Origin of the sequence: Sorangium sp. So ce834 (assembly GCF_051521425.1) — a bacterium.
In the GTDB taxonomy this organism is placed as follows: Bacteria; Myxococcota_A; Polyangia; order Polyangiales; family Polyangiaceae; genus Sorangium; species Sorangium cellulosum_D.
In genome coordinates, this window is the sequence record NZ_CP150351.1 from 1,461,853 (window position 1) to 1,486,406 (window position 24,554).

The 24,554-nt window shown below is 72.0% G+C and carries 13 protein-coding genes; 3 read left to right on the plus strand and 10 right to left on the minus strand.

Going from position 1 to position 24,554, the window contains the following annotated elements; all coding sequences use genetic code 11:
- Window positions 1-135: 135 nt before the first annotated feature.
- Window positions 136-5,250, minus strand: a complete 5,115-nt coding sequence (locus tag WMF20_RS05400) for a phosphorylase family protein (RefSeq protein WP_437611248.1) — start codon at window positions 5,248-5,250, stop codon at window positions 136-138.
- 23 nt (window positions 5,251-5,273) lie between these two features.
- Window positions 5,274-6,758 (minus strand): aryl-sulfate sulfotransferase, encoded by a 1,485-nt coding sequence (locus tag WMF20_RS05405; protein WP_437611250.1) that lies wholly within the window; start codon window positions 6,756-6,758, stop codon window positions 5,274-5,276.
- Window positions 6,759-7,037: 279 nt separating this feature from the next.
- On the opposite strand from WMF20_RS05405, the gene WMF20_RS05410 reads away from it, so the two are divergent.
- Window positions 7,038-8,678, plus strand: coding sequence for a GMC oxidoreductase (locus tag WMF20_RS05410; RefSeq protein WP_437611252.1), 1,641 nt, complete (start codon window positions 7,038-7,040; stop codon window positions 8,676-8,678).
- A 20-nt stretch (window positions 8,679-8,698) separates the two neighbouring features.
- On the opposite strand, the gene WMF20_RS05415 is transcribed toward WMF20_RS05410, so the two are convergent.
- On the minus strand, window positions 8,699-9,199 hold the full coding sequence (locus WMF20_RS05415; protein ID WP_129573316.1) for a winged helix-turn-helix transcriptional regulator: 501 nt from the start codon (window positions 9,197-9,199) through the stop codon (window positions 8,699-8,701).
- A 92-nt stretch (window positions 9,200-9,291) separates the two neighbouring features.
- On the opposite strand from WMF20_RS05415, the gene WMF20_RS05420 reads away from it, so the two are divergent.
- Window positions 9,292-9,954: a glutathione S-transferase family protein gene (locus tag WMF20_RS05420; protein ID WP_437611254.1), complete on the plus strand. Its 663-nt coding sequence runs from the start codon at window positions 9,292-9,294 to the stop codon at window positions 9,952-9,954.
- A 105-nt stretch (window positions 9,955-10,059) separates the two neighbouring features.
- Here the strand turns inward: WMF20_RS05420 and WMF20_RS05425 are convergent, their stop codons facing one another.
- From WMF20_RS05425 to WMF20_RS05435, 3 genes are all read right to left on the minus strand, one after another.
- Entirely contained in the window at window positions 10,060-11,532 is a 1,473-nt protein-coding gene (locus tag WMF20_RS05425) for a DUF1552 domain-containing protein (protein ID WP_437611256.1), read from the minus strand.
- Window positions 11,533-11,536: 4 nt separating this feature from the next.
- Window positions 11,537-13,285, minus strand: coding sequence for a DUF1592 domain-containing protein (locus tag WMF20_RS05430; protein WP_437611258.1), 1,749 nt, complete (start codon window positions 13,283-13,285; stop codon window positions 11,537-11,539).
- 69 nt (window positions 13,286-13,354) lie between these two features.
- Complete coding sequence (locus WMF20_RS05435) at window positions 13,355-14,431, minus strand: DUF4082 domain-containing protein (protein ID WP_129573320.1); 1,077 nt, start codon at window positions 14,429-14,431, stop codon at window positions 13,355-13,357.
- A 558-nt stretch (window positions 14,432-14,989) separates the two neighbouring features.
- Here WMF20_RS05435 and WMF20_RS05440 point away from each other — a divergent pair.
- Window positions 14,990-16,519 (plus strand): right-handed parallel beta-helix repeat-containing protein, encoded by a 1,530-nt coding sequence (locus tag WMF20_RS05440; RefSeq protein WP_237245074.1) that lies wholly within the window; start codon window positions 14,990-14,992, stop codon window positions 16,517-16,519.
- An 88-nt stretch (window positions 16,520-16,607) separates the two neighbouring features.
- On the opposite strand, the gene WMF20_RS05445 is transcribed toward WMF20_RS05440, so the two are convergent.
- From WMF20_RS05445 to WMF20_RS05460, 4 genes are all read right to left on the minus strand, one after another.
- Window positions 16,608-17,882, minus strand: a complete 1,275-nt coding sequence (locus tag WMF20_RS05445) for an AgmX/PglI C-terminal domain-containing protein (RefSeq protein WP_437611261.1) — start codon at window positions 17,880-17,882, stop codon at window positions 16,608-16,610.
- Between the two features lie 91 nt (window positions 17,883-17,973).
- Window positions 17,974-18,705, minus strand: a complete 732-nt coding sequence (locus WMF20_RS05450) for a response regulator transcription factor (protein ID WP_437611263.1) — start codon at window positions 18,703-18,705, stop codon at window positions 17,974-17,976.
- Window positions 18,702-20,582 (minus strand): sensor histidine kinase, encoded by a 1,881-nt coding sequence (locus WMF20_RS05455; protein ID WP_437611265.1) that lies wholly within the window; start codon window positions 20,580-20,582, stop codon window positions 18,702-18,704. The genes WMF20_RS05450 and WMF20_RS05455 overlap by 4 nt, the downstream gene beginning before the upstream one ends.
- Before the next feature lie 157 nt (window positions 20,583-20,739).
- On the minus strand, window positions 20,740-24,546 hold the full coding sequence (locus WMF20_RS05460; protein WP_437611267.1) for a M23 family metallopeptidase: 3,807 nt from the start codon (window positions 24,544-24,546) through the stop codon (window positions 20,740-20,742).
- Window positions 24,547-24,554: the final 8 nt, after the last annotated feature.

A 24,554-nucleotide genomic window follows, 5' to 3' on the forward strand; every position in this document is an offset into this window, starting at 1 on the left:
CGGCTGGCGGAGCGCTGCGATGGGGCGGCTCTAAAGGACCCAGCTTGCCTCGACGGACAGACAGCGACGACCGGCGACCGGGCGGAGGAAGGGAGATGCCTACCGCATTCGGCAACGGCAAATGAACCGGTTAAGTTAACTCTGGTGTGGTGGGGGAAGGAGCGGCTCGTCGTCGGGGACGCGCTGGAGGGAGGGGAGGAGCGCGTCGAGCTCCCCCGGCTCGAACCGGCAGAGGCCGATCGCGTACCAGAACGACCCCGCGAGCGCGCCGCCGAGCTTGTAGCGGCGGCCGTCGGGCGTGAACGCCGCCCAGCCGTCGGCGCGCGAGAGGTGCACCGCGCGGCAGGTGCCTGTCGCCACCTCCCACAGCCGGACGGTCCCGTCGTCCGAGGCGCTCGCGAGCCAGACGCCGTCCGGGCTGAAGGCGATCCCCTGGACGGCGCTCGCGTGGGCCAGCAGGACGCGGCGCTCGGCCCCGGTGAGCGCGTCCCAGAGGCGGACGGTGCAGTCCTCGGCGCCGGAGGCCAGCCAGGCGCCATCCGGGCTGAAGGCGATGCTGGCCACGGCCGACGCGTGGCCTCGGAGGACGAGCCGCTCGTCGCCCGTGGCCGCGTCCCACACCTGGACGGCGCCGTCGCCCGCGCCCGCCGCCAGCGAGGCGCTCTCCGGATGGAAGGCGACGCTCCTGACGAGCGCCGAGCGGCATTTCAGCACGTGACGCACCGCCCCCGCGGCCACGTTCCACAGGAGGACGGTCCCGTCGTCGGCGCCCGACGCCAGCGACACCCCGTCCGGGCTGAAGGCGATGCTCCGGACGGCGTCCGCGTGGCCTTTCAGGACGCGACGCTGGGCGCCCGCGGCCACGTCCCACAGCCGGACCGTCCTGTCCTTTCCACCCCACGCCAGCGAGGCGCCATCCGGGCTGAAGGCGATGGTGATCGCCGACAGGGGGAAATCCTTCATGATGCGCTGCCCCGTCCGCGTCGCCGCATCCCACAGCCGGACGGTACCGTCCGCGGAGGCGCTCGCGATCGAGGCGCCATCCGGGCTGAAGGCGATGCTCCTCACGTGGTCCACGTGGCCTTCGAGGACGCCGCGCGCCGCCCCGGTGCCGGCGTCCCAGAGGCGAATGGCGTCCCCCTCCGAGGCCGTCGCGAGCGAGGCGCCATCGGGGCTGAAGGCGATGCTCCGGATCGTCGACGCGTGGCCCCGGAGGACCCTGCGCTTCGCCCCCGTGGCCACGTCCCACAGCACGACGGCGCTGTCCGTGGAGCCCGAGGCCAGGGTCGCGCCATCCGGGCTGAACGCGACGCTCCTGACCGTGGCCGTGTGGCCCCGGAGGACCTCGCGCTGGGCCCCGATGGCCACGTCCCACAGCCGGACGGTGTTGTCGTTGCCCGCCGACGCGAGCAGATGGCCGCTCCCGTCGAAGGCCACGCTCCTCACCGAGGCCTCATGGCCTATCAGCTCTCGGGGGTCGGCCGCCGTGCTCAGATCCCAGAGCCAGACGGTGCTGTCGTGCGCGCCCGAGGCCAGCCACGCGCCATCCGGGCTGAACGCGACGCTCCTCGCGATGCCGGCGTGGCCCATCAAGGTGCGGCGCTCGGCGGCCCGGACGACGTCCCAGAGCCGGACGGTCTGGTCGTCCGCCGCCGAGGCCAGCGAGGCGCCATCCGGGCTGAACGCGACGCTCCGGACGATGGCCCGATGGCCTGTCAGCACGCGGGGCTCGGCCGGCGTGGCCACGTCCCAGAGCCGGACGGTCCTGTCGTTGCTGCCCGACGCGAGCATGGCGCCATCCGGGCTGAACGCGACGCTCGTGACCGGGGCCGCGTGGCCTCGCAGCACGCGGACCTCCCGCCCCGTGGCCACGTCCCAGAGCCGGATCGTCGTGTCGCCGCTGCCCGCGGCCAGGAGGGCGCCATCCGGGCTGAACGCGACGCTCCGGACCGTCGCCGCATGCCCGGCCAGCGCGCGGCGCGCCGTCCCGGTGGCGGCGTCCCACAGCCACACCGGCCCGTTCCGGTGCGCCGACGCGATGAGCTGCCCATCGGGGCTCACCGCCACCGCCATGCAGGGAGACGCGGCCGCAGCCGTGACGACGTCGGCGTGGGCGGCGTCGGGGGCCGCGCTCCCGAACGCGTCCAGGCCGGCGAGCGCGCCCTCGTCGAGCTGCGCGCCGACGAGCTGCGCATAGCGGAGCCGGGCCGACGCGAGCCGCGCGCCGCGCAGATCGGCGCGGAGGAGCCTGGCGGACGACGCGTCGGCGCCCTCCAGGTCCGCCCCCGCGAGCCGCGCCCCGGAGAGGTCCGCGCGCGAAAGCGCGGCCCCGGCGAGCGACGCGCCGCCGAGGTCGGTCTCGATCAGCATCGCTTCCCGCAGATCCGCGCCGCGGAGGTCCGCGCCGCGGAGGTTCCGGCGCGAGAGGTCCTTGCCGCGCAGGTCCTGGCCGGCGAGGTTCACCCGCTCCTCGGCCTCGACGTTCAGCCGCTTCAGCACGCCGATGGCGTTCCGCTTGGCGATCTCGCCCGACGCCCCGCCGAGCACCTGCCGCGCCCAGGCGACGCTCGCCTCGCGATCGGCCATCGCCGTGAAGAGCTCGAGCATCAGATCGGACATCTCGCGCCAGCCGAGCACCGTGGCCTCGCCGCCCCGGCGCAGCTCGGCCGCCGCCTCCCGCGCGACGAGCCACTCCAGCACCGAGGCGTGGAGGAACGAGAAATTGCCCTCGGGATCGCGCACCAGCAGCGTGCCGGAGCCGACCGCGTGGACCGCCTCCTCGAGATCGATCTGCCGCGTGCTCAGGTCGGCGATCGCCTTCGCCACCTCGGCCGGGAGCTCGTCCACGTGGACGCTCGGCTCCATCTTGGACCAGAGCCGGAGCGCGAGCGTCGTCACGGCCCTCCATCGATCCTCGGCCACCAGGGACGCCGCCGCGCCCCGCACGTGGACGCGCGCGTCCTCGCTCCGGAACCACCGGTCGATCAGGCTCTGATACAGCCCGGCGGCGGTGATCTTCCCGGTCCGGTCGCGCGCCTCGAGGAGCTCTCGCTCGGGGATCTCGGAGATGAAGCCGAGCAGGCGCGGGTTCTCGGACAGGCGCAGGAGGTCCTTCACGTCGTCGAGCAGCCGCACCCGGGCGTCGGCGGCCTCCTGGCTGCCGAGCAGGTTGACGAGGAACCGGCGCACCTGGACCGGCGAGAACGTCGTGAGCGTGGCGATCCGGTGGCCGGGGATCCGCTCCGCCTGCTCGCCGAGCTTGGTCCGGATCTGGTCGTCCGAATAGAAGTGCTGCGTCCGGCTGGTGAGCACGACCTTGGCCTTGCCCTGCGCCGCCTGGATCAGCGTGTCGAAGTGGTCCGCGGCGCGGCTGTAGCGCACGCGGAGCGCCAGCTCGTCGAAGCCGTCGAAGAGGAGCGCGATCAGGCCTTCGGCGAGCATGTACCGGAAGCTCGGCAGATCGAACCGCTCCATGCCCGAGAGCGCGAGGTGATTGGCGACCAGCGCGTCGAGCGAGTGCGCCTTCTCGAGCGATCGCATCTCGATGAGCACCGGGTACGGCGGCCCCTCCCGCGCCCCGAGGCGGCGCGCCAGCTCGTGGAGCAAGAAGGTCTTTCCGGTCCCGAAATCGCCGAGGACCAGGACGAACCGGGCCGCGGGCGAGGCGAGCAGGTCGTCGATCGCGTCCAGCGCGTGGTCGACCTCCTGCCTCGGGCCGCCGGCGGCGGTCAGCGCCGCGCGCTGGGGGACATAGAGCCTCGGCGGGTAGATCGGATCGCGCTCCAGCCGGTGGATCAGCCGCTCGACGTAGGGGCCGAAGTGGATCAGGCCCTGGTACTCGGCGATGCTGGCCAGCCAGACGCCCTTGCGGTGCGCCTCCCGCACCAGCGCCTCGGGTGCCGGCGGCCCGTCGTAGACGAGCTGGGAGAACGTCCCGGCGCTCCGCCGCTGGGCGCGCGCGTGCACCTGGGTCCGGAAGAGCTCGATCGCGGCGGGGGTGACGGGGCCCGCCACGGCGCCCAGGGCGAAGGTCAGCGCCGGCCCCAGGAGCGCCGGCCCCAGCGGCTCGGCCGTGACCACCTCGGCGACCGCATGAAACGGGGGCGGGGCCTCCCTCCAGGCGATCGTGACGCGCTTGCCGCGCGCCTCCTCGCGCATCCGGCAGATGCGCACGACGTGGTCGAGGAGGTCCTCGTCGCGCTCGTCGCGCTCGTCGTCCCCCGCGCGGCCGCGCTCGCCGCGCTCGCGCGCCCGCGCGCCGCCGTCGGCCGCGGCGGGGCGCTCCGTCGCGCTCTCGCGGCTCGCCCGCATCCGCTCGAGCACCGCGCGGGCGTAGGCCGCCGCCACGATGGCCGCGTACATCTGCCATGCGTCGCCCTTCTGCTCATCGCAGTAGTCGCAGATGCCGCGCACCACCAGATACCCCACGTCGTGCTGCCAGGCGGCGTCGGCGAGCCCCGAGCCCTCCATCTCCACGGCCTTGATGTTGAGCTCGTCGCGGAGCTGGTCGCGGCGGCGCGCGTCCTTGAGCAGCGTGTTGCCCGACCCGATCGGCCCCTGGAAGACGCGCGGCTGCCCCTTCTTGCGCTGCGGATCCGCCGGGTGCGGGCGGATCTTCGACGGATCGAGCGGATCGCGCAGCACGTCTTCCGCGTCGGGAGGCCGCTTTGCGCCCACGAGCCTGCGCCCGCGGTCGATCAGCTTCACCCACGGCGCCTTCCGCTCGTAGGCCAGGACCTCGAGCGCGTCGACGCCCTCGAGGAGCCACGCGCCCGGCGCCCGCGGCGACGGACGGGGGGTCTTGCCGCGGGCGGTCTCCTTGTCGAAATCGTATTGCACCACCCCGCGCCGGTCGACGACCACGACGTCGCCGAGGCGCACGTGCTCGGCGGGCTTCTCGGGGTGCGGCACCCCGCCCGCGATCCCGACCATCACCACGCTGCGGATCTGCCGGAAGTGCTCGAGCATCTGCGTCACGCGGACCGACGCGAGGTTGTTGCCCATGCCCGTGCTCACGAGCGCGACCGCGTGTGCGCCGCCGCCCTTCGCCGGGATCTCCCCGAGCACGTAGTCCCGGCCCGCGCCTTCGCCCCCGACCGAGTGCTCGACGGGGCCGTCCAGCATCGCCTTCGCCGCCGCGAGCTCCTTGGGGAGGGCCGTGACGAGCCCCACCGTCACGCGGTCGCGCAGCGCTCGGGCGCGTTCGTCGGGCGCGGGCCCCGGCGCCGGACGAGGCTTCAAGGACGCCATCGCGCCCTTCTATCATGACCGGCTCAGGGGCGCGTCGCGCGGCTGTCCGCGGCGGGCGCGACGCAGAAGTCGCCCTCGGCGGCGTAGCCCTGCGCGCCCTGGAGCTCCACCACCCGGTCCCGGCCGAGGGGCGCCGCGCCCGGGACGCGGAAGGTGGCGACGTCGAGCCGCGGCACCGGCTTCTGCCGCGGCGCGGGCAGCTGGGGCACCCACGTGTACGGCGCGCGGTAGGCGCGGTAAATCATGTTGAGGCTGAGCGGCGGTTTGCGCCAGTAAGGGCTGACGTACTCCCAGACGATCTCGTGCCCCGGGGTGACCTCGAAGACGCGACCGTCGGAGCCCTCCGTGATCAGCGTGTTGCCGTTGGGCAGCCGCTGGGCGCTGCTGATGAAGGGGCTGTAGAAGCGCGACGCGTCGAGGGGCACCACGAAGCCCGCTTCCCTGGGCGTGTACTGCCACCGGATCTCCAGCGTGGTGGGGTCGATCTCGAGCACCCGCGAGTGGTCGCGCAGGGCGGTCTTGAGGCCCTTCGGCGCGCCGGGATTGGGGGCGCCGTAGCCGGCCCAGCCCCCGTTGTCGAAGACGAGGAGGTTGCCCTCGCCGGGCAGCCCGCGCGGGATGAGGTGGGCGTGGTGCTGGCCGATGATCCAGCCGAGGCGGCGCTCGGCGTCGTTGCCGTCGTAGCGCGGGCCGAGCTTCCACACGATCCGCCCCGTCCTCTTGTCGACGATCGCGATGAGGTTCGCCTCGCGCGCGTCCCAGATCAGGTTGTCCGGGTGAAACCGCTCGTCGCCCGCGTCGTACCACCGGTTCGGGCCGAGCAGCGACATCGAGTTGATGTGCAGCCAGTCGCCGACCCCTCCGGCCGCGGCGCTCCCGCCGAGGGCGCCCGCGCCCGGCGCGCGCAGGTTTGGATCGCGGCGCAGGGCGGCGCGCGCCGCCTCGTCGAAGCCCAGCTCCTCGACGTGCTCGTGGGCGCGCCACTGCCAGACGATGTTCCCCTTCCAGTCCACCTCGACGATCTTGTCGTCGAGCAGCGGGTGCTCGGAGATCGCGTAGTTTTGCACGTTCTCGTGCACGAGCAGGAACGTGCTCCCTCGATCGGTCAGCGGCTCCTGGCCGGGCGCGTAATACCCGACCGGATTGCCCTGCCGCTGGAAGTCGTGGTGCTGGCGCGCGAACCAGCGCGGCGCCTCGCCGGGATCGTGGATGTGCTCGAGGCGGTCGAAGCGCCACACCACGTTGCCTTCCCAGTCGACCTGCACGAGGTCGATCTGGTCCTGCGTGCCGTGCTTCGGGTTGCGCTCGCCGGTGCTGCCGAACACCTGTCCGCCGGGCAGGAGCTTGTTGGGGAACCCGTGCAGCCCTTTCCAGAGCTGCACCTCGCGGCCGTTCATGTCGATGAGCAGCGCGCCGAGGCCCGCGGCCTGGAAGATCGTGTAGCCGTTCCAGCTTCGTTCGGGGTCATAGAGGGTGACCCCGGTGGGGTAGATGGTCGGATGGCCCATGCTTCGCGTCTCCCGGTCTGCGGTGGAGGCAAGGACGGCGTGGCGGCTGGCATGGAATTGCACGCGGCGTACCAGGGCCAGAAGCTGCGCGCGAGGGCGCCGCGCCGAGCGCCGCGGCGCAACGCTGCTGCGCGGGGAGCAGCTGGCCAGCACCGGAGTAGCCCGGGTCGCCAGGGGAGGCGGGGATGGCGCGCGGGCGAGCGGAGGGGCGGACCTGCGTCCGCGCGGTAGGCGCCGGAGGGCGGCTGGACCATACTCCGCTCCGAGAAGCAGGTGTGCATGGACTTCGATGTCGACTTCGCGATCGTGGGCTCCGGCTTCGGGGGCAGCGTCTCCGCGCTGCGCCTCACCGAGAAGGGCTACAAGGTCACGGTGCTCGAGTGCGGCAAGCGCTGGAGCAAGGAGGATTTCCCCCGGACCAACTGGAATGTGCGGAAGTTCCTGTGGGCGCCCAGGGCGCTGTGTTACGGCATCCAGCGGCTGACCCTGCTCCGGGACACGCTCATCCTGTCGGGCGCGGGCGTGGGCGGCGGGTCGCTGGTCTACGCCAACACCCTGCTCGTGCCTCCGCCCGAGGCCTTCAGCAACCCGGGCTGGCCTGCCGGCACGGACTGGCGCGGCGAGCTGATGCCCTTCTACGAGACCGCGAAGCGCATGCTCGGCGTGACCGCGAACCCGAAGCTCTGGCCGGCGGACCGACAGCTCCGGCAGATCGCCGACGAGATGGGCCGCGGGGACACGTTTCACGTCACGAGCGTGGCCGTGCTCTTCGCGAAGGAAGGCGAGCAGGAGGGCCAGCGCGTGCCCGACCCGTTCTTCGGCGGCGAGGGGCCGGAGCGCGCCACGTGCGTCCACTGCGGCGGCTGCATGGTGGGCTGCCGCTTCGGCGCCAAGAACACGCTCGATCTCAATTACCTCTACCTGGCCGAGAAGAAGGGCTGCACCATCCAGCCCGAGACCATGGTCACCGCCATCGACGCGCTCCCGGGCGGCGGCTACGAGCTCACCCTCGAGCGCTCCACCGCGCTGCTCGACAAGCGGCGCCGCAAGCTCCGGGCGCGCGGGGTGGTGCTCAGCGCCGGCGTGCTGGGCACCGTGAAGCTCCTGCTCAGGGCGAGGGCCGAGGGCCGGTTACCGCATCTCTCCCGGCAGCTCGGCAATTACGTGCGCACCAACAGCGAGGTCATCCTCGGGGTGACCGCCAGGGACGACCGGGTCGACTACTCCCGTGGCATCGCGATCACGAGCGGCATCTACCCGGACGCGCGCACGCACATCGAGCCGGTGCGCTACCCGGCCGGCTCTGACGTGATGGGCGCGCTCGGCACCGTGCTCACCGACGACGGGCCAGGATTGCCGCGCTGGCTGCGCTGGCTCGGCCGCCGGCTGCTCCACCCCATCGATCTGATCTTCGGCCTCCTGCCGTTCAAGTTCGCGAGGCGCTCCACGATCCTCCTCGTGATGCAGACGGTGGACAACTACATGCAGCTCGTCTGGAAGCGCGGCGGCATGACCACCCACAGGCCGCCCGGGCAGCCGAAGCCGCCGGCGTACATCCCCATCGCCAACGAGGTGGGCAAGCGGCTCGGCGTGCTGATGAACGGCACCCCGCGCAACGCCATCAACGAGGCCGTGCTCAACGTCCCGACCACCGCGCACATCCTCGGCGGCTGCGCCATCGCCGACAGCCCGGAGCGCGGGGTGATCGACCAGCGCAATCAGGTGTTCGGCCACGAGGATCTGTACGTGGTCGACGGCTCGATGGTGCCCTCGAACCTGGGCGTGAACCCGTCGCTCACGATCACCGCCATGGCCGAACGGGCGATGAGCAAGATGCCCCTCAAGCGCGACAACCCCGCCTTCACCGGGGCGTCCCGGATGCTCGAGGCGGCGGCGTCCTCGGAGCGCGTCCACCTCTGAGGGTAGCCCCTCCACGTCCCTCAGCGGGCGCGGTGCGCCAGCGCCTTCTCGTAGGCGGCCTGCAGCTCGCCGAACACCGAGCGCGCCGGACGCGGCGCGCCGAGATGCAGGTGGCGCAGCTCGTCCATGAAGGCGTTCCAGAGCGGAGCGCCGCCCTCTTCCAGCAGCTCCGCGCGCACGGACAGTTCCTTGCTCGGGCGCGTGTGGCGGCGGCCCCAGGCCCCCATGTGCGCGAGCAGCGGCACGAGCTGAATGGCCGCTTCCGTGAGGCTGTAGATCCCTTTCTGCCGGTGTTTCGGATCGGAGCGTCGCGTCAGCAGGCCGGACGCGGTCAGGCGCTTCAGCCGGTCCGCGAGGATGTTCGAGGCGATGCCTTCCTCGCTCTGCGCGAGCAGCTCGCCGTAGCTGCGCCTGTTCCCGAACATGACGTCGCGGATGACGATCAGGCTCCAGCGGTCGCCGAGCTGTTCGAGCGTCAGGTTGATCGGGCAGCCGGATCGTCCTGTCTGCGGTACGGCCATCCTCCTGAGACTAGTACTTGCAATACGCAAGCGGTAGGAGTAGGGTTCGGACCACTTGCAATTTACAAGTGGTCCGAACCAGGAGGCCCGCGATGTCGCTCGTGCTGTACGGTCATCCCTTCTCCTCGTACACGCAGAAGGTACTCATTGCGCTGTACGAGAACGGCACACCCTTCGAGTTCCGTTGCCTCGGGCCGGATACGCCGCAGCACGCGGCCGAGTGGCTGCGGCGCTGGCCTCTGCGCAAGTTTCCGCTGCTGGTGGACGACGAGCGCAACATCGTCGAGACCAGCATCATCATCGAGTACCTGCAGCTCGTGCATCCCGGGCCAGTGCGCCTGCTGCCCGCAGACCCGATGGCCGCGCTGGACGTGCGCTTTCTCGACCGCTTCTTCGACCTGCATGTCATGAGTCCGATGCAGCACGCGGTGGACGGTGCGCTGACGGGTGATCCGGTGAAGCGCCAGGAAGGGCTGGCCCATGCTGCGACGAAGCTGGAGCTCGCCTACGCCTGGCTCGAAGGGCAGCTCGCCGGCAGGACCTGGGCCGCCGCTGGCGCGGACTTCACGATGGCGGACTGCGCGGCCGCGCCTTCGCTGTTCTACGCGGACTGGACGCACCGGATCTCCGAGGCGTTTCCCCTGCTGCGCGCCTACCGCGCGCGGTTGCTCGCGCGCCCGTCCTTCGCGCGCGCGGTGGAGGAGGCGCGGCAGTTCCGGCCGCTCTTCCCCCTGGGAGCGCCGGACCGGGATTGAAGCTCCGCGCCGCGAGCGCCGGCGCAACTGCGCGTTACCTCGCGAGGAGTCCGGGGAGCCGCGCGAGATCCAGCCGCCCCCGCTGGAGGAGCGCGCGGCGTGCCCTCACGGCAGCTCCGCCAAAGGCCCCTTCTTGTACGCGGTGTCGTTCCCGAAGTGCGCGTCCTCGTGGCCGAAGGCGCGCAGGATCGACGTGTAGACGTTGTGCGTGGACACGTCGGTCTCGTACCCGGACTGGCCGGGATCCCTGCCCGCGCGCTTGTTGTAATTGACGTGCCGCCCGCCCTGCCACCTGCCGCCGGCCTTGCCGGCGAGCAGGACCGGGATGTCGCGGGGCGAGTGCGCGCCGCCGCACCCGAACTCGCTCGTGAACAGCACGACGCTGTTGTCGAGCATCGTGCCGTCGCCCTCGGGGGTGCTCTTCAGCCCGTCGAGCAGGCGCGCCAAGATCTCCATGCGCCAGCTGCGGTTCGCGAGGATGGTCGCGCGCCAGTCCTCGAGCTTGTCGGGCTCCGCGCCCTTCGGACCGACGTCGAGGCCGGCGTGGCCGAGGCTGTGGCCCAGGTCGGTATTGTAAGGCTGAGGTAGCCAGCTCGTCAGGACGTCGGCGATCTGGAACGTGGCGACGTTCGTGAGGCCGCAGCGGAGCGCGTGCAGGAGGATGTCGACCAGGAGCGGCGCTGCCTCCTTGATCCCTCCTCCCGTGTAGGACCCGTATCCCTGGTACACCGGCGCGCCGCCGACGTCCGGCTTCGTGCAGGCCGCCAGGTTGGCGACGCCTTCGAGCTTCTTCTCCAGGCTCCGGATGTGCTCGGCGTGCGCGTCGAGCAGGTGCCTGTCGGCCGCGCTCACGCGCCCCTTCAAGGCCGCGAGGTGCTCGCTCACCCCATCGAGCACGCTCCTCCGCTGGGCGCGGATCCGGAGCTGCTCGGGCGTCGGACCCGAAGCGGTCTCCGTCACGTCCTTGAAGAGCCGGTCGAAGGCGCTCGTCGGGTCCTTCTCGGTGGACACCGGCTCGCCCGAGGCGCGGTACAGCGGCTCTCCGTAGTTGTGCCCGTCGACCATGAGATCGATGGACGAGAAGGGCGTCGGGCGCTCGGCGGCGAGCCGCTCCGCGAGCACCTGATCGATCGACGGGCCGAGCGCCCTGGCGTCGTCGCCGCCCGAGGTCGTGTCGGCGCACGTGAGCACGGTCGCGTTGGAGCAGCCGTGGTGCCCGCCGTAGTCTCCCTGGACGAAGCCGGCGGCGTCGTCGACGCCGCGGAGCAGCGTGAGATCGCCCTTGTGGCGCTCGAGCGCGGCCATCTCCTCGCCGAGGACCTCGAGCGCCTGCCCCTCGCCGCCCGGGGACCAGAGGTCGAGCATGCTCCAGGCGCCCGGCTTCCACGGATCCCCCAGCTCCCCCGAGTTGTGGCGGGACGTGATCGTGCCGCCGTGGCTGAAGAACACGATGAACCGCCTGGCCCTGCCGTCAGCGGCCCAGACGGCGCCGTGGGTCGCCTCGAGGAACGGCAGCGCGATGCACAGGCCGGTCGCGGTTCGGAGGAAATTCCTTCGGCTGAATGCGGCGCGGTTCATGGGCTCACCCCTCGGGCTTTCGCAGGTGCAAGAAGGCATGGCTCGTCGTGAGGTCGAGGATCAGGTCGCGCAGGCTGCCGCCGCTCTCGGGCGCGGGCGTGGCCGCCTCGACCGACGCGAGATCCTGGTCGACGGGGACGCGCCGGAGCGCCGTCTGGAAGAAGTGCCTCGTGAGGCAAGCGCGCGCCGCGGCGCTCGCCGCGAGCGCCGCCGACATCTCGACGCCGCCGTCGACCTCGACGCTCTCCCCGTCCGGGCCGATCGCCGGCAGGCGGCCGCGCGCGTCGATGTCGCGCGCCCCTGCGTCCTCGCCCGTCTCCTGCGCCTGCCAGCGCCCGAGCGCGTCGTAATGCTCGAACGCGAAGCCGATCGGGTTGATGGCCTTGTGGCAGATCGCGCACGTCTCGCTCGACGTCTTGGCCTCGACGTCCTCTCGAACCGTCCTGTGCACCAGCGCGCCGCCCTCCTCGACGGCGCCGCCCTTGACCGGCACGTCGCTCGCGTTGGGCGGTGGAGGCCCGAGGGGGCGGCAGAGCACCTCCTCCAGGATGTACGCGCCGCGGCGGATCGGCGATTTGACCTCGACGCTGCCGAACACGCTCAGGAAGGCCGCCCGCGTGAAGAGCCCCGCGCGCTGATCGGCCGGGAGCGAGACCCAGGCGAACGCGCCGTCGCCCGCGGGGCCCTCCACCCCGTAGAGCGCGGCGAGGGGCCCGTTCACGTACGCGTCCGTGGTCGTGAGCAGCGTCTCGAAGCGGCCGTCCCCCTCGAAGAGCACGCGCTCGGCGAGGGCCTCGACCTCGGCGCGCATGGCGGCGCGCAGCGCGGGGGAGTCCTCGGGGTAGAGCTCGCGGCTCTTCGGCGCGTTCTCGAGCGAAGCGTGCTTGTTCGAGCCGTCGAGCTGGAGCCACTCGGCGAAGAAGCGCTTCGCCGTGGCGCGGGCGCGGTCGTGCGAGAGCAGCCGCTCCGCCTGCGCGCGCACGCCCTCCGCCGTGTCGAGCGCGCCCGACTCGGCGGCGTCGAGCAACGCGTCGTCCGGCATCGTGTTCCAGAGGAAATACGACAGGCGCGACGCCCGCTCCCAGCCCGTGAGCGGGCGGACGCCGGAGGCGAGCGCGTCGCCGCCGTCCCCGTCGCGGCCGAGCTCGACGAAATAATAGACGTTGGGCGACTGGATCATGGTCTTGAGCACGACGAGCAGGGCGTCCTCGAACGACTGCTCCTCCCGCGCCCGGGCGAACTGACCCTTGAGCATCGCGACCTCGGCCTCATCGAGCGTGTGCCGGAAGGCGCGGCGTCCGAACGTCCGCACGAAGCCGTCCACGCACGCCTCGTCGTCCGCGCCGCGCGTGTCGCACGGGAACACCGGGGTCCCCCACGACGCGCGCCGCGCGACGATCGCCTCCGCGGCGGCGTTGAGCTTGTCCACGGCGAGGAGCGAGGCGACCTCGCCCGCGTCCGAGTCGAGGTCGAGATCGAGCCCTGGATCGCCGAACAGGTCGCGCATCGAGCTCGTGAACTGCTCCGGCGTCATCCGGCGCATGCCCGCGCTGGCGACGTCGACAAGCCCGCTGTCGCGTGGCGGCCCGTCGCGCCCGTCGCGGTCGCCGCCGACGTCGCCGACGCAGCCCGCGAGCGCGCCCGACGTCGCGAGGGCGGCCGCGCCGAGGAGCGCCGCCCCGCGCCGCCGGGGCGCGGCCGAGCGCCCGAGTGTTTCGAGGGGGAGCACGCCGTCCGGCATCGTTCGCTTCATGGCTTCGGTCCTCGCGCGGTCAGAGCAAGAAAAAGCAAGGGACGGGATCGCAGCGCGACCCCGCCCCCATCACGGCGCGGTGATCGAGACGTCGTCGAAATACGCCGCGCCCCCCTGCCGAAGGACCTCGACCCCGGACGTGCCGGCGGCGTAGGTCGTGTCCGTGGTGGTCAGCTCCAGCACCCCGTCGACGTAGAACTCGAGGGTGGTTCCGACCGTCACCGCCTTGAAGGTGTGCCACGTCCCCGGGGCCAGGGTGAGCGGCTTCGACACGGAGGACACGACCACATCGAGGTCGCGGACGGCGATCTCGAGCTCGCCCGTGCTCTTGTACATGAAGGTATACCGGTCGAGCTCATAGATATTGTACCGCGAGTTGAACCCCACGCTCCCCGGGCCCGACCAGCTCGGGATCTTGATCCTGGCCTCCACGACCGAGTCCTGCCAGTTGGTCGCCTCGGGGAAGAGCTTGGCGTTCGAGTCGGTGGTCGAGTACGACAGCACCTTGTTGGTCCCGTCCGTCGTGATGAGGAAGCCCGCGTAGGACTGGTCCCAGCCGTCGAGATCGCCGTCCTCGAAATCGTCGGCGAACGTGCTCGGCGGCTCCGGCTCGAACACGACGTCGCGGAAATAGTTGCTGTTCTTGTACACCATCGCGGGCCTCTGGCCGGCCGAGGTGGTGTAGACGCCGCTGCCGACGTAGGTGACGAGATCGCCGTTCACGATCGGGGCGTTGAACCCTCCGTTCGTAGCAGCGTACCAGTGATCTCCGCTGGTCGACACCGAGATCGTATAGGTCCTGTTGGCCGCGACCCGCACCGGTGCAGGCAGCGTGAACTCCTTCCATCCAGCGGTTCCACCGGGGATGTTCCACGTGTGGGAGGCGAGGGGCGCGTCCGCGCCGAGGCCCCAGATCCGCACCGCGTGGGCGCCGCTCTCGGCGGCGTTCGTGTAGATTCGTACCTTGGTGATGTTGCCGTCGCGGAGCGTGTGGAAACGGGTGCCCAGCTCGTAAAAACTGTCGTTGGCGAATACGGCAGGCGTCTGGGTCGTGAAGATCGACCCAGGCGCGGAGGCGATCGCGCCGCCCGCCAGGGCGAGCGCGGTGAGCACGACGGGCGCGGAAAACAGCGGACTCGGGCGCATGGTCCTCCTAACGGATTCTCTCAGGAATTGTCGAGCCGCGCTGTGCGGCGCGCCCGTCGATCCGCGGGATGCAGGGTTCGAGCGATCGCCGAGCCGGGGCTCGTCTCCGTCGTTGGATAACTAACCAGCTCATCGGTGCGAGCCAACTCATAGGCCGCATGCGATGCATGCACACCGTGCATGGCGCACGTCATCGCCTCGAAAACCGTGAACAAGCGGCCGATGAAGCGAGCCGCCGAGAGGCCAGGGGCGCCGAGAGGGCTCAGGAATATTCTTCTCTCGGTGTCCTCTCGCTCTGGCGATTCGACAGCTCGTCGCCAGCTCACTACCATCCTCGGTGGTCGGCGCGCGCCGCGACGAGGCCGCGGAAGCCGCGTCGAGCACAGGCTGGAGTACATCCTGCCACCTAAAGCGCAGGATCTGCCACCACAGCAGTGTCTGGTCGCATGACAACGGGCATTGTTGTGTCATCTTGCCTCGCCACGGCGAGAATGCCTCACCGTGACTCTGAAAAATTACAGTGGAGCTTTTGTAGCCCATGACGAGGAGGACGCTTCTGTGAAAATTCGAGCTTGCGCGATCGGGTTGCTCCTCACGGCCGGATGCACCGGCGAGCTCGGTGGAGCGACGGAGGACGGACCGGTGACCCTCCCGCCGCCGGTCAACATCCCGCCGGTCAGCATCGACTGCACCCACGTCGGGAGCGGCCGGGACTACCAGGTCGGCCCTGGCAAGGCGTTCGAGACGCTCGGCGACGTGCCGTTCGAGACGCTCGCCGCCGGCGACACGGTGCGCGTCTTCTGGCGCGCCGGGGGGTACCACGAGAAGATCATGCTCGGCGGCCAGGGGACGGCGGAGCAGCCGATCCGGCTCTGCGGCGTCCCTGGGCCGAACGGCGAGCTGCCGGTGATCGACGGCGAGGGCGCCACCACCCGGCCCGAGCTCGATTTCCCCTTCGACGGCCACCAGGTGAGGGGGCTCATCATCGTCGGGCACAAGCACGACGACCCGTACGATCTCGACCCCAGCCACATCGTCATCGAGGGGCTCGAGATCAAGAACGCTTCGCCCCCCCACCGCTTCACCGACAAGGCGGGGTCGGCGGCGTCGTACGCGGACAACGCGGCCGGCATCTTCGTGGAGCGCGGCGACCACGTGACCATCCGCGCCTGCGAGGTGCACGAGAACGCCAACGGCCTCTTCATCGGCACCGCCGGCGGCGACATCCTCACCAAGAACGTGCTCATCGAGTCGAGCTACATCCACGACAACGGCAGCCTGAGCGACTTCAACGAGCACAACGTCTACAACGAGGCGTCGAACGTCATCTACCAGTTCAACCGCTTCGGCCCCACGCGCGGCGGAAACGGCAACAACATCAAGGAGCGCTCGGCCGGCGTCGTGATCCGGTACAACTGGATCGAGGACGGCGCCCACCTGATCGACCTCGTCGACGCGCAGGAGGCGACCGACTCGATCGCGCTGCCGTCGTTCCACGAGACCTTCATCTACGGCAACGTGCTCCTGCGCAGCGGCTACGGCCCGTCGATGATCCACTACGGCGGCGACAGCGGGCAGACCGAGTACTACCGGAAGGGCACGCTCCACTTCTTCTCCAACACCGTCTTCGTCAAGAACGACACGTACCGGGATTACCAGCGCTCCGCCGTGTTCGAGGCCTCGACCAACGACGAGCGGATCCAGGCGCGCAACAACGTGTTCGCCAGCAGCCAGGAGCCGACGGACATCCGCGCGGTCACCTTCCTCGGGGATCGCGACGACGTGGCGGCCGGGGTCCTCGTCCTCGCCGGCAACTGGGTGAGGAAGGGGTGGACGGCGTTCGACCCCGTGCCGGGCCCGAAGCTGATCGGGAGGGTCGACGGCCTGGAGAGCTCGATCTTCGGCGTCGACCCGGCGTTCGCCTCGGCGTCGAGCCACGACTTCATCCCGGCCACGGGCGCGCCGCTCATCGAGGCCGGAGCGGCGCTCGAAGGCCTCCCGCCGGTCGACTACCAGTACGAGCCGCACCAGCAGGCCAAGCGGCGCAGCGACGGCCCGAAGCTCACCATCGGCGCGTTCGCGCAATAGGCGGGCGGGCGGGCGGGCGCGCCGCCGCGGCGCGCCCCGCCCAGCCGCGCTCGCGAGGCGGGCGCCCGCCTCGGTCTCCGGCCCTCCCTCAGTCGCCAGGCGAGAACTCGATCGGATAGACGACCGTGGTCTTCTTCCCGATGGCCGGGAACCGCAGCCCCCTCGTCGCCTCCACCATGCAACGGTCCGTCGTCGCGTCGCGCAGCGTCGCCGCCGCGGCGTCGACCTGGACGTCGGCCACCGTCCCGTCGCCGTGGATCGCGAACGAGAGCGGGATCTTCCCCGCCGCGTCCGGGCGCCGCTCGAGCAGCGCTTCGTAGCAGGTCCGGTACGCCGGGAAGCCGGTCCGCACCACGGCCTGGATCTCCGCCGGCGTGAGGCCGTCCGGCAGCGGCACCGCGATCGGCCCGGCGGGCACCTCCGTCATCGCGGCGAGCGCCTCCTCGACCGCGGGGAGCTGCGCCTTCCGCGGCGCGGCGATCAGGATCGCGGGCGGCGCCCCGGCGCGCTCGCGCACCGCGATGAGCCCCTCGCCCTTCTCGAGCCGCGCGGCGATGTCCGCCGTGGGCAGCGGCAGGTCCGCGTCGTACCGCGCGGGGATGCGGTGGTTGCCGAGATCGAAGTAGAAGACCGCGAGGCTCGACCCGAGCAGCGGCCGGGCCGCCGGGATCTGGGTCCAGCCGTCGGTCCCGTGCGACATGCGGTTGATCGACACCTTGTCGCAGCGCGGGCAGGCCTCCTGCCGGAGCGCTCGAATCGCGGTCGGGATCGCGAAGGTCCTGAGGCGCTCGCTCACCTCCCGGTTCCCGCCGAACGTGATCACGGTGACCGTGAGCTCCCGGGGGCCCGACTCCTGCACGGGGAAATACCGCGCGAGCGCGCGGGCGAACGGCGACGCTCGCTCCGCGTCGGACGGCTCCTCCGGCAGCGGCTTCTCCTCGCTCCCGGTGACCAGGAGGCGCAGGCGCCGCTCGGCGGCCCTCTGGAGCGGCCAGGGCTCTTCGACGGCGTGCTCGCCGAGGAGCGACTCCACGGCGGCGATCGCGGCCTCGTGGTCGCCCTCCGCCTCGAGCACCCGGCTCATCGCGAGCCTCGCCTGATCGCGCTGATCCAGCGTCAGCGCCGGATCGGCGAGCACCTCGGCGAGCGCCTGCCGCGCGGCGGCGATCTCCCGGCCCGCGTCGAGCCGGCGCTCGGCCTGCTCGATCGCGAGCGAGATGTCGAGCCGCCTGTCGGCGCCGGCGGCGAGGTCGACGCGCGCCCCGGCGCCCGGCGCGGCGGTCTCCGGCCCGTCGACGCACGCGGCGAGCGAGAGCAGGCCCACGGCGATGGCGGCGGCGGCGGAGCGATGGATGGTGTTCATGACGATCGATGTCCTCCTGCGCGCGGCCCGTTTGCGGCAGCGCGTGAGGGGGAGTCTGCGCGCTGGCCTTGTTGGCGCCGTCTTCGCCATGTCACCGTTCCGTCTCCGGCGCCGGAGCGCGGGTGAACCGGTAGCCGGCGCCGCGCACGGTCACGAGGTGCCGCGGCGATCTCGGGTCGGGCTCGAGCTTCGCGCGCAGCCGGTTGATGAAGTTGTCGATCGTGCGATCGGTGCCGAAGTAGTCCGCGCCCCAGACCGCGTCGAGGATGCGCTGGCGCGGCAGGAGCGCGCCCTCGCGCTCGACGAAGAAGCGCAGGAGCTTCATCTCGAGCGCCGTGAGCTCGACGGGCGCCCCGCGCCGCTCCACGCGGTGGGCGCGGAAGTCGATGACGACCTCCGCGAACTGCACGACGGCGCGCTCGGCCTCGCCGAGCCGCCGCCGCCGCAGCGCCGCGTCGACGCGGGCGAGGAGCTCGGAGACGCCGAACGGCTTGACGATGTAGTCGTCCGCGCCGAGCCGGAGCCCCCGCACCTTGTCCTGCTCCTCGCCCTTGGCGGTGACCATCAGGATGGGCAGGTCGGCGTCGTGCCGGCGGAGCTCCTCGCAGATCTCGAAGCCGTTCAGCCCGGGCAGCATCACGTCGAGCAGCACGAGGTCGGGCCGCGCGGCGAGCGCCATCGACAGCCCCTCGGCGCCGGTCTTCGCCACCTCGACGCGGAAGCCCGCGGAGCGCAGCGTCTTCTGGAGGCCGAGGCGCAGCGTCGGGTCGTCCTCGACGACGAGGACGGTCTCCAGCCTGCCTTCGGGCGTCTTCTGGGTCATGGCGTGTGCTCCTTCGGTCCTCGGGGGCCTGGGATCCACAGGGTGAACGCGGCGCCGCGGCCCGGCTCGCTGTCGACGCGGGCGCCGCCGCCGTGCGCGCGGGCGACGTGCCGGACCAGCGACAGCCCGATGCCGCTGCCGGAGACGGCGCGGCTCAGCCGGTCGTCGGCGCGCTCGAACGGCTCGAAGATGCGGCGCTGGTCGCGCCGGGCGATGCCCGGGCCGCGGTCCTCGACGGCGATCGCGACGCCGCCCCGCTCGCGGGCGACGCGCACGAGGTAGGGGGCGGCGAGCGGCGCGTACTTCAGGGCGTTGGCGAGGAGGTTGTCGACCGCGAGCTGGATCTGGCCCGCGTCGATGCTCGCCTCCGCGGCCGGGTCGAGCTCGCGCACGACCCTGGGCATCTCCGGGTTCCGCTCCTCGAACGTGTCGATCGAGGCCGCGACCGCGTCGGCGACGCGGGCCGGGGCGCGCCCTTCGGCCGCGCGTCCGGCCATCATCCGGCTGAAGCCGAGCAGCCGCTCCACGGTCTCGCCGAGCCGCCGCGACTCGCGGCCGAGCGCCTCGAACACCTCGCGGTGCTCGTCGGGCGCGAGCCGCCCCTCCTCGAGCAGCTCCGAGAGCATGCGCACCGACGCGATCGGCGTCCGGAGCTCGTGGGAGACGGCGGCGACGAAGTCGGTGCGCAGCTCGCTGGAGCGCCGGGCGGCGCGCATGCGCGCGAACAGGACCGCGGCCAGCCCGAGGGCGAGCGCCGTGGCGGCGGCGCCGACGCCGACGAGCAGCCGCTTGCCGCGCGCGGCGTGCCGCTCGACGGCCGCTGGATCCGCGGGCGAGAGCCGCACGGCGAGCTCCGGCGCGATCGGCAGGAGGGCCGCGGGCGCGCCGCCGAGCTCGGGCGCGACGGGCGCCCGCCCGGCCCCCGCGGCCGCGGCCCCGGCGAGGACGTCGGCGCGGACGTCGGGCGGCAGCGGGCGTGCGTCGCCGTGGAGCCAGCCGGCGAGCGAGCTCCCGTGGATCACGAAGCCGGCGGAGCGCCCGTCCGGGAGCGCCCGCAGCGCGCCCGCGGCGGCGCCAGCGCGGAAGGAGACGAGCCCGCGCGCGTCGGGGCGCGCGCGCAGCGCGGCGTCGAGGCCTCCGCGCCGGAGCTCGGCCACGAGCGCGTCGCGCTCGGGGCGCGGGGCCGCGAGGGCAGCGGCCGCCCGCTCGCGCGGTTCGCCCGAGAGCGCGGCGTCCACCTCGATCGCGGCGGCCTTCCGCTCCGGCTCGGAGAGCCCCGCCGCGTGCGCCTCGAGCCACGCGGCGATGGCGCCGTGGTCGACGGCGCGATCGGCCGCGGCGTCGAGCGCGAGGACGGGCCAGAGCCACCGCCCCGCGGGCGAGCGGGCCTCGGCGCAGCGCGCGAGGAAGTCGCGCCGCGCGGCGGCGCGGGCCTGGGCGTCCGGCCCGGCGGCGGCGCGGGCGAGCGCGGCGCACCCGTCGGGCGCGGGCGCGGTCGGCGGCGCGGCCTGGGCCGGCAGCAGCACGGAGCGATCCGGCGCGAGCAGCACCGGCGCGGCGAACGGCGGCGCGATCGCGGCGAGCGCCGCCGCGGCGGACTCGGGGGGGCCGTGGGGGGAGCTGTCGAGGGGGCCGCCGAGGGGGCCGTCGCTGCGGAGGGCGGCGAGGGCGGCCTCGGCGCGGTCGGTCTCCTGGTCGATCGCGCGCGACAGGCGCGCGGAGGCGGTGGCCAGCCCGAGCGCCACCTCGCGGCGCGCGCCGTCGGCCTCGTTGGAGACGGCGCGCAGGCCGAGGACGCCGACGCAGATCGCGGGGACGCTCGCGGCGGCGGCGAAGAGCGCCCAGTCGCGCAGGCGGCTGGCCCGAGGGGAGAGCACGGGCGCAGGATCGCACGGGAAGGTCACCGGATTGTCACCGGCTGGGGGCGCTGTCCGAGCGCAGGGGAGCCGCGGCCAGGGGGCGACTCCGCGGGGGTCGGCGCCGGCGAGCTCGGCTCAGCAGGCGGGGTGGATGGGCGGCGTCACGGCGCGGGCGTCACCGGCACGCCTGGGCGGCCGTGTTCCGGCGGAGCCCGCAGACGAAGCCGCCGCCGCCGCAGCTGAAGACGCTGCAGTACTCGTGCACTTCCTTGTCCCCGTTCGGGAGGGTCTTCACCTCGCAGTCCGCGGGGCTGTGCTGGGTGCACACCCCCTCGCAGCGGATCGGGCCGGTCGTCCCGTCGTTCGCGTCGGTGCAGGGCCGCTCGTCGAGCTGGGTGTGCGACGTGAAGCCCACGTCCGCCTGATCGTCGAAGTGCCCCGTGCAGAAGTGCGCGTCGGTGACGGTGCCCTCGAGATAGCTCCGGAGGTCCTGCGAGAAGAACGGCACCGGATTCGGCGCCTTGTTGTCGGCGACGCGTCGGACCTCGAAGTGCAGGTGGTCGTTGTCCGGCCAGTCCGACGACTCGCCGATCTCCTGCCCCGGGACGACGAGATCTCCCTCCGCGACCAGGCTCGACGCGGCGTGCCCGTAGATGACGTACACCGAGCCATAGCGGATCGTCAGATCGATCTGGGAGGGCGCGCCGCGGGCGGTGGGGTACCGGTTCGTGCAGGCGCTCGGCCCGGCGCACATGACCTTGCCATAGCCGACCGAGTACAGGGGGCTGCGCGCGGGGACGGAGAAATCGAGCCCGCTGTGGTTGCCGGAGGTGTGCCTGTAATAGACGGTCTGGAGCACGACGGAGGTGCACGTGTGGCCGAAGTACTGGCCCATGGGGGGCGCATCGCCGTTCGGCATCGTGGTGGGGTGATTGCAGAACGTCGGCGTCTTCGTGTCGCTGAGCTCGTCGCCGGGCCCCACCTCGCCGCAGCCGGTGGTCGGGTCCCCCCCGCCGCCGGCGCCCGAGACCGTCGCGTTGGTGATGGTCGCGCCCTCGTCGTACAGGCTCGTGTCCAGCTCGAGCGGGTACGTGGGCGCCGCGCTGCTCGTGTGGAACACGGTCCCGTTCTTCAGGTAGCGCACCTGGCCGCCCTGCACCTCGACGCGGAAGACGTCGCCGGCCTGGTAGCTCCCGAAGTAGCCCTGGCCATAGCCGTGCTCCACGACCTCCAGGCCCCCGTCGCCGCGCAGGTAGATCGCGTGATCGATGTCCCCGTAACCCTGATCCGTGTCGGCGTGGCCGAGGCCCGCCATCTTGTACCGGCTCGTCTCGTTCGTGGAGAACTCCGCGTAGCCGTCGCCCGACGCGAGCTGCTGGACGGACGAGGCCCCGGCGTGCCACCCCCAGCCGGCGGCGCGCGTCAGCGAGCTCCCGCTCGCCGGGGCATAGCGGACGTTCTTCCAGAACCCCGGCGGCATGCAGCTCGCGTCGCCGGCCGCGCAGCTCACGACCTGGGCGTTGGCGACGGTCGCGCCCTCGTCATGCAGGCTTGTGTCGAGCCCGAGCGGGTAGGTCGGCGCCGTCAGGCTCGTGTGGAATACGAGCCCGTTCTTGCGGTAGCGCACCTGGCCATTGAACACCTCGACGCGGAAGATGTCGCCGGCCTGGTAGGTGCCGAAGTAGCCCTGTCCAACTCCCTGCTCGAAGACCTCCAGGCCTCCATCGGCGCGCAGGTAGATCGCATAATCGATGTCCCCGTAGCCCTGATCGGCGTCGCCGTGGCTCAGGCCCGCCATCTTCTGGAGGTTCGCCTCGTTCGTGGAGAACTCCACATAGCCGTCGCCCGCGTCGATCTGCTCGGCCGACGAGGCCCCGGCGTGCCAGCCCCAGCCGGCGTTGCGCGTCAGCAGGCCTCCGTTGGCGGTGACGTAGCGGACGTCGCTCCACAGCCCCGGCGGCATGCAGCTCGTGTCGCCGGCCGCGCAGCTCACGAGCTGCGCGCTGGCGATGGTCGCGCCCTCGTCGTGCAGGCTCGTGTCGAGCCCGAGCGGGTAGGTGGGCGCCGCGTTGCTCGTGTGGAACACAAGCTCGTTCTTGCGGTAGCGCACCTGGCCATTGAACACCTCGACGCGGAAGACGTCCCCGGCCTGGTACGTCCCGAAATATCCCTGTCCAACGCCCTGCTCGAGGATCTCCAGGCCTCCGTCGTCGCGCAGGTAGATCGCGTAATCGATGTCCCCGTAGCCCTGATCGATGTCGCCGTGGCTGAGGCCGGCGATCTTCTGGAGGTCCGCCTCGTTCGTGGAGAACTCCACGTAGCCGTCGCCCGCCTCGATCTGCTCGACCGACGAGGCCCCGGCGTGCCAGCCCCAGCCGGCATCCCGGGTCAGCAGGCTTCCGTTCGCCGTGGCGTAGCGGACGTTCTTCCATTCCTGCGGCGGCATGCAGCTCGCATCGCCGGCCGCGCAGCTCATGACCTGGGCGCTGGCGACGGTCGCGCCCTCGTCGTGCAGGCTGGTGTCGAGCCCGAGCGGGTAAGTGGGCGCCGTGTTGCTCGTGTGGAACACCATCCCGTTCTGCCGGTAGCGCACCTGGCCATTGAACACCTCGACGCGGAAGACGTCGCCGGCCTGGTACGTCCCGAAATATCCCTGTCCAGCCCCCTGCTCGAAGATCTCCAGGCCTCCATCGGCGCGCAGGTAGACCGCGTAATCGATGTCTCCGAAGCCCTGGTCGCCGTCGCCGTGGTTGAGGCCGGCCATCTTCTGGAGGTTCGCCTCGTTCGTGGAGAACTCCACGAACCCGTCGCCCGCCTCGATCTGCTCGACCGACGACGCCCCGGCGTGCCACCCCCAGCCGGCGTTGCGCGTCAGCAAACCTCCGTTGGCGGTGACGTAGCGGACGTTCCTCCACAGCCCCGGCGGCATGCAGCTCGTGTCGCCGGCCGCGCAGCTCGCGACCTGGGCGCTGGTGACGGTGGCGCCCTCGTCGTGCAGGCTTGTGTCCAGCGCGAGCGGGTAGGTGGGCGGCGTGTGGCTCGTGTAGAACACGAGCCCGTTCTTGCGGTAGCGCACCTGGCCATTGAACGCCTCGACGCGGAAGACGTCGCCGGCCTGGTACGTCCCGAAATAGCCCTTTCCATACCCCTGCTCGAAGATCTCCAGGCCCCCGTCGGCGCGCAGGTAGACCGCGTAATCGATGTCCCCGTAGCCCTGATCGGCGTCGCCGTTGCTGAGGCCCGCCATCTTCTGGAGGCTCGCCTCGCTCGTGGAGAACTCCACGAACCCGTCGCCCGCCTCGATCTGCTCGACCGACGAGGCGCCGGCGTGCCAGCCCCAGCCGGGGCTGCGCGTCAGCAAGGTCCCGTTGGCCGGGGCGTAGCGGACGTTCTTCCAGAACCCCGGCGGCATGCAGCTCGTGTCGCCGGCCGCGCAGCTCGTGACCTGGGCGCTCGTGACGGTCGCGCCCTCGTCGTGCAGGCTGGCGTCGAGCCCGAGCGGGTAGGTGGGCGCCGTGGCGCTCGTGTAGAACACCACCCCGTTCTTGCGGTAGCGCGCCTGGCCATTGAACACCTCGACGCGGAAGACGTCGCCGGCCTGGTACGTCCCGAAGTAGCCCTTCCCGTACCCTTGCTCGAGGATCTCCACGCCCCCGTCGGCGCGCAGGAGCAGCCCGTAATCGATGTCCCAGAACGCCTGGTTGTCATCGCCGTGGCTCAACCCGGCGATCTTGGTCCGGTCCGCCTCGTTCGTGGAGAACTCCACGAACCCGTCGCCCGCCTCGATCTGCTGGACCGACGACGCGCCGGCGCTCCAGCCCCAGCCCGGCCCGCGGGTGAGCGCGCCGTCGCCCACCGCCACCTCGACGGCGTTGTTCCAGAACGCGGATGCGCCCTCGGCCGCGCGCGCGTCTCCCGTGCTCGCGCAGATGCCCAGCGCGGCGAGGACCGCGGGGAGCGCGCTCTTGCTGAGCCGCCTCATGACGCGTC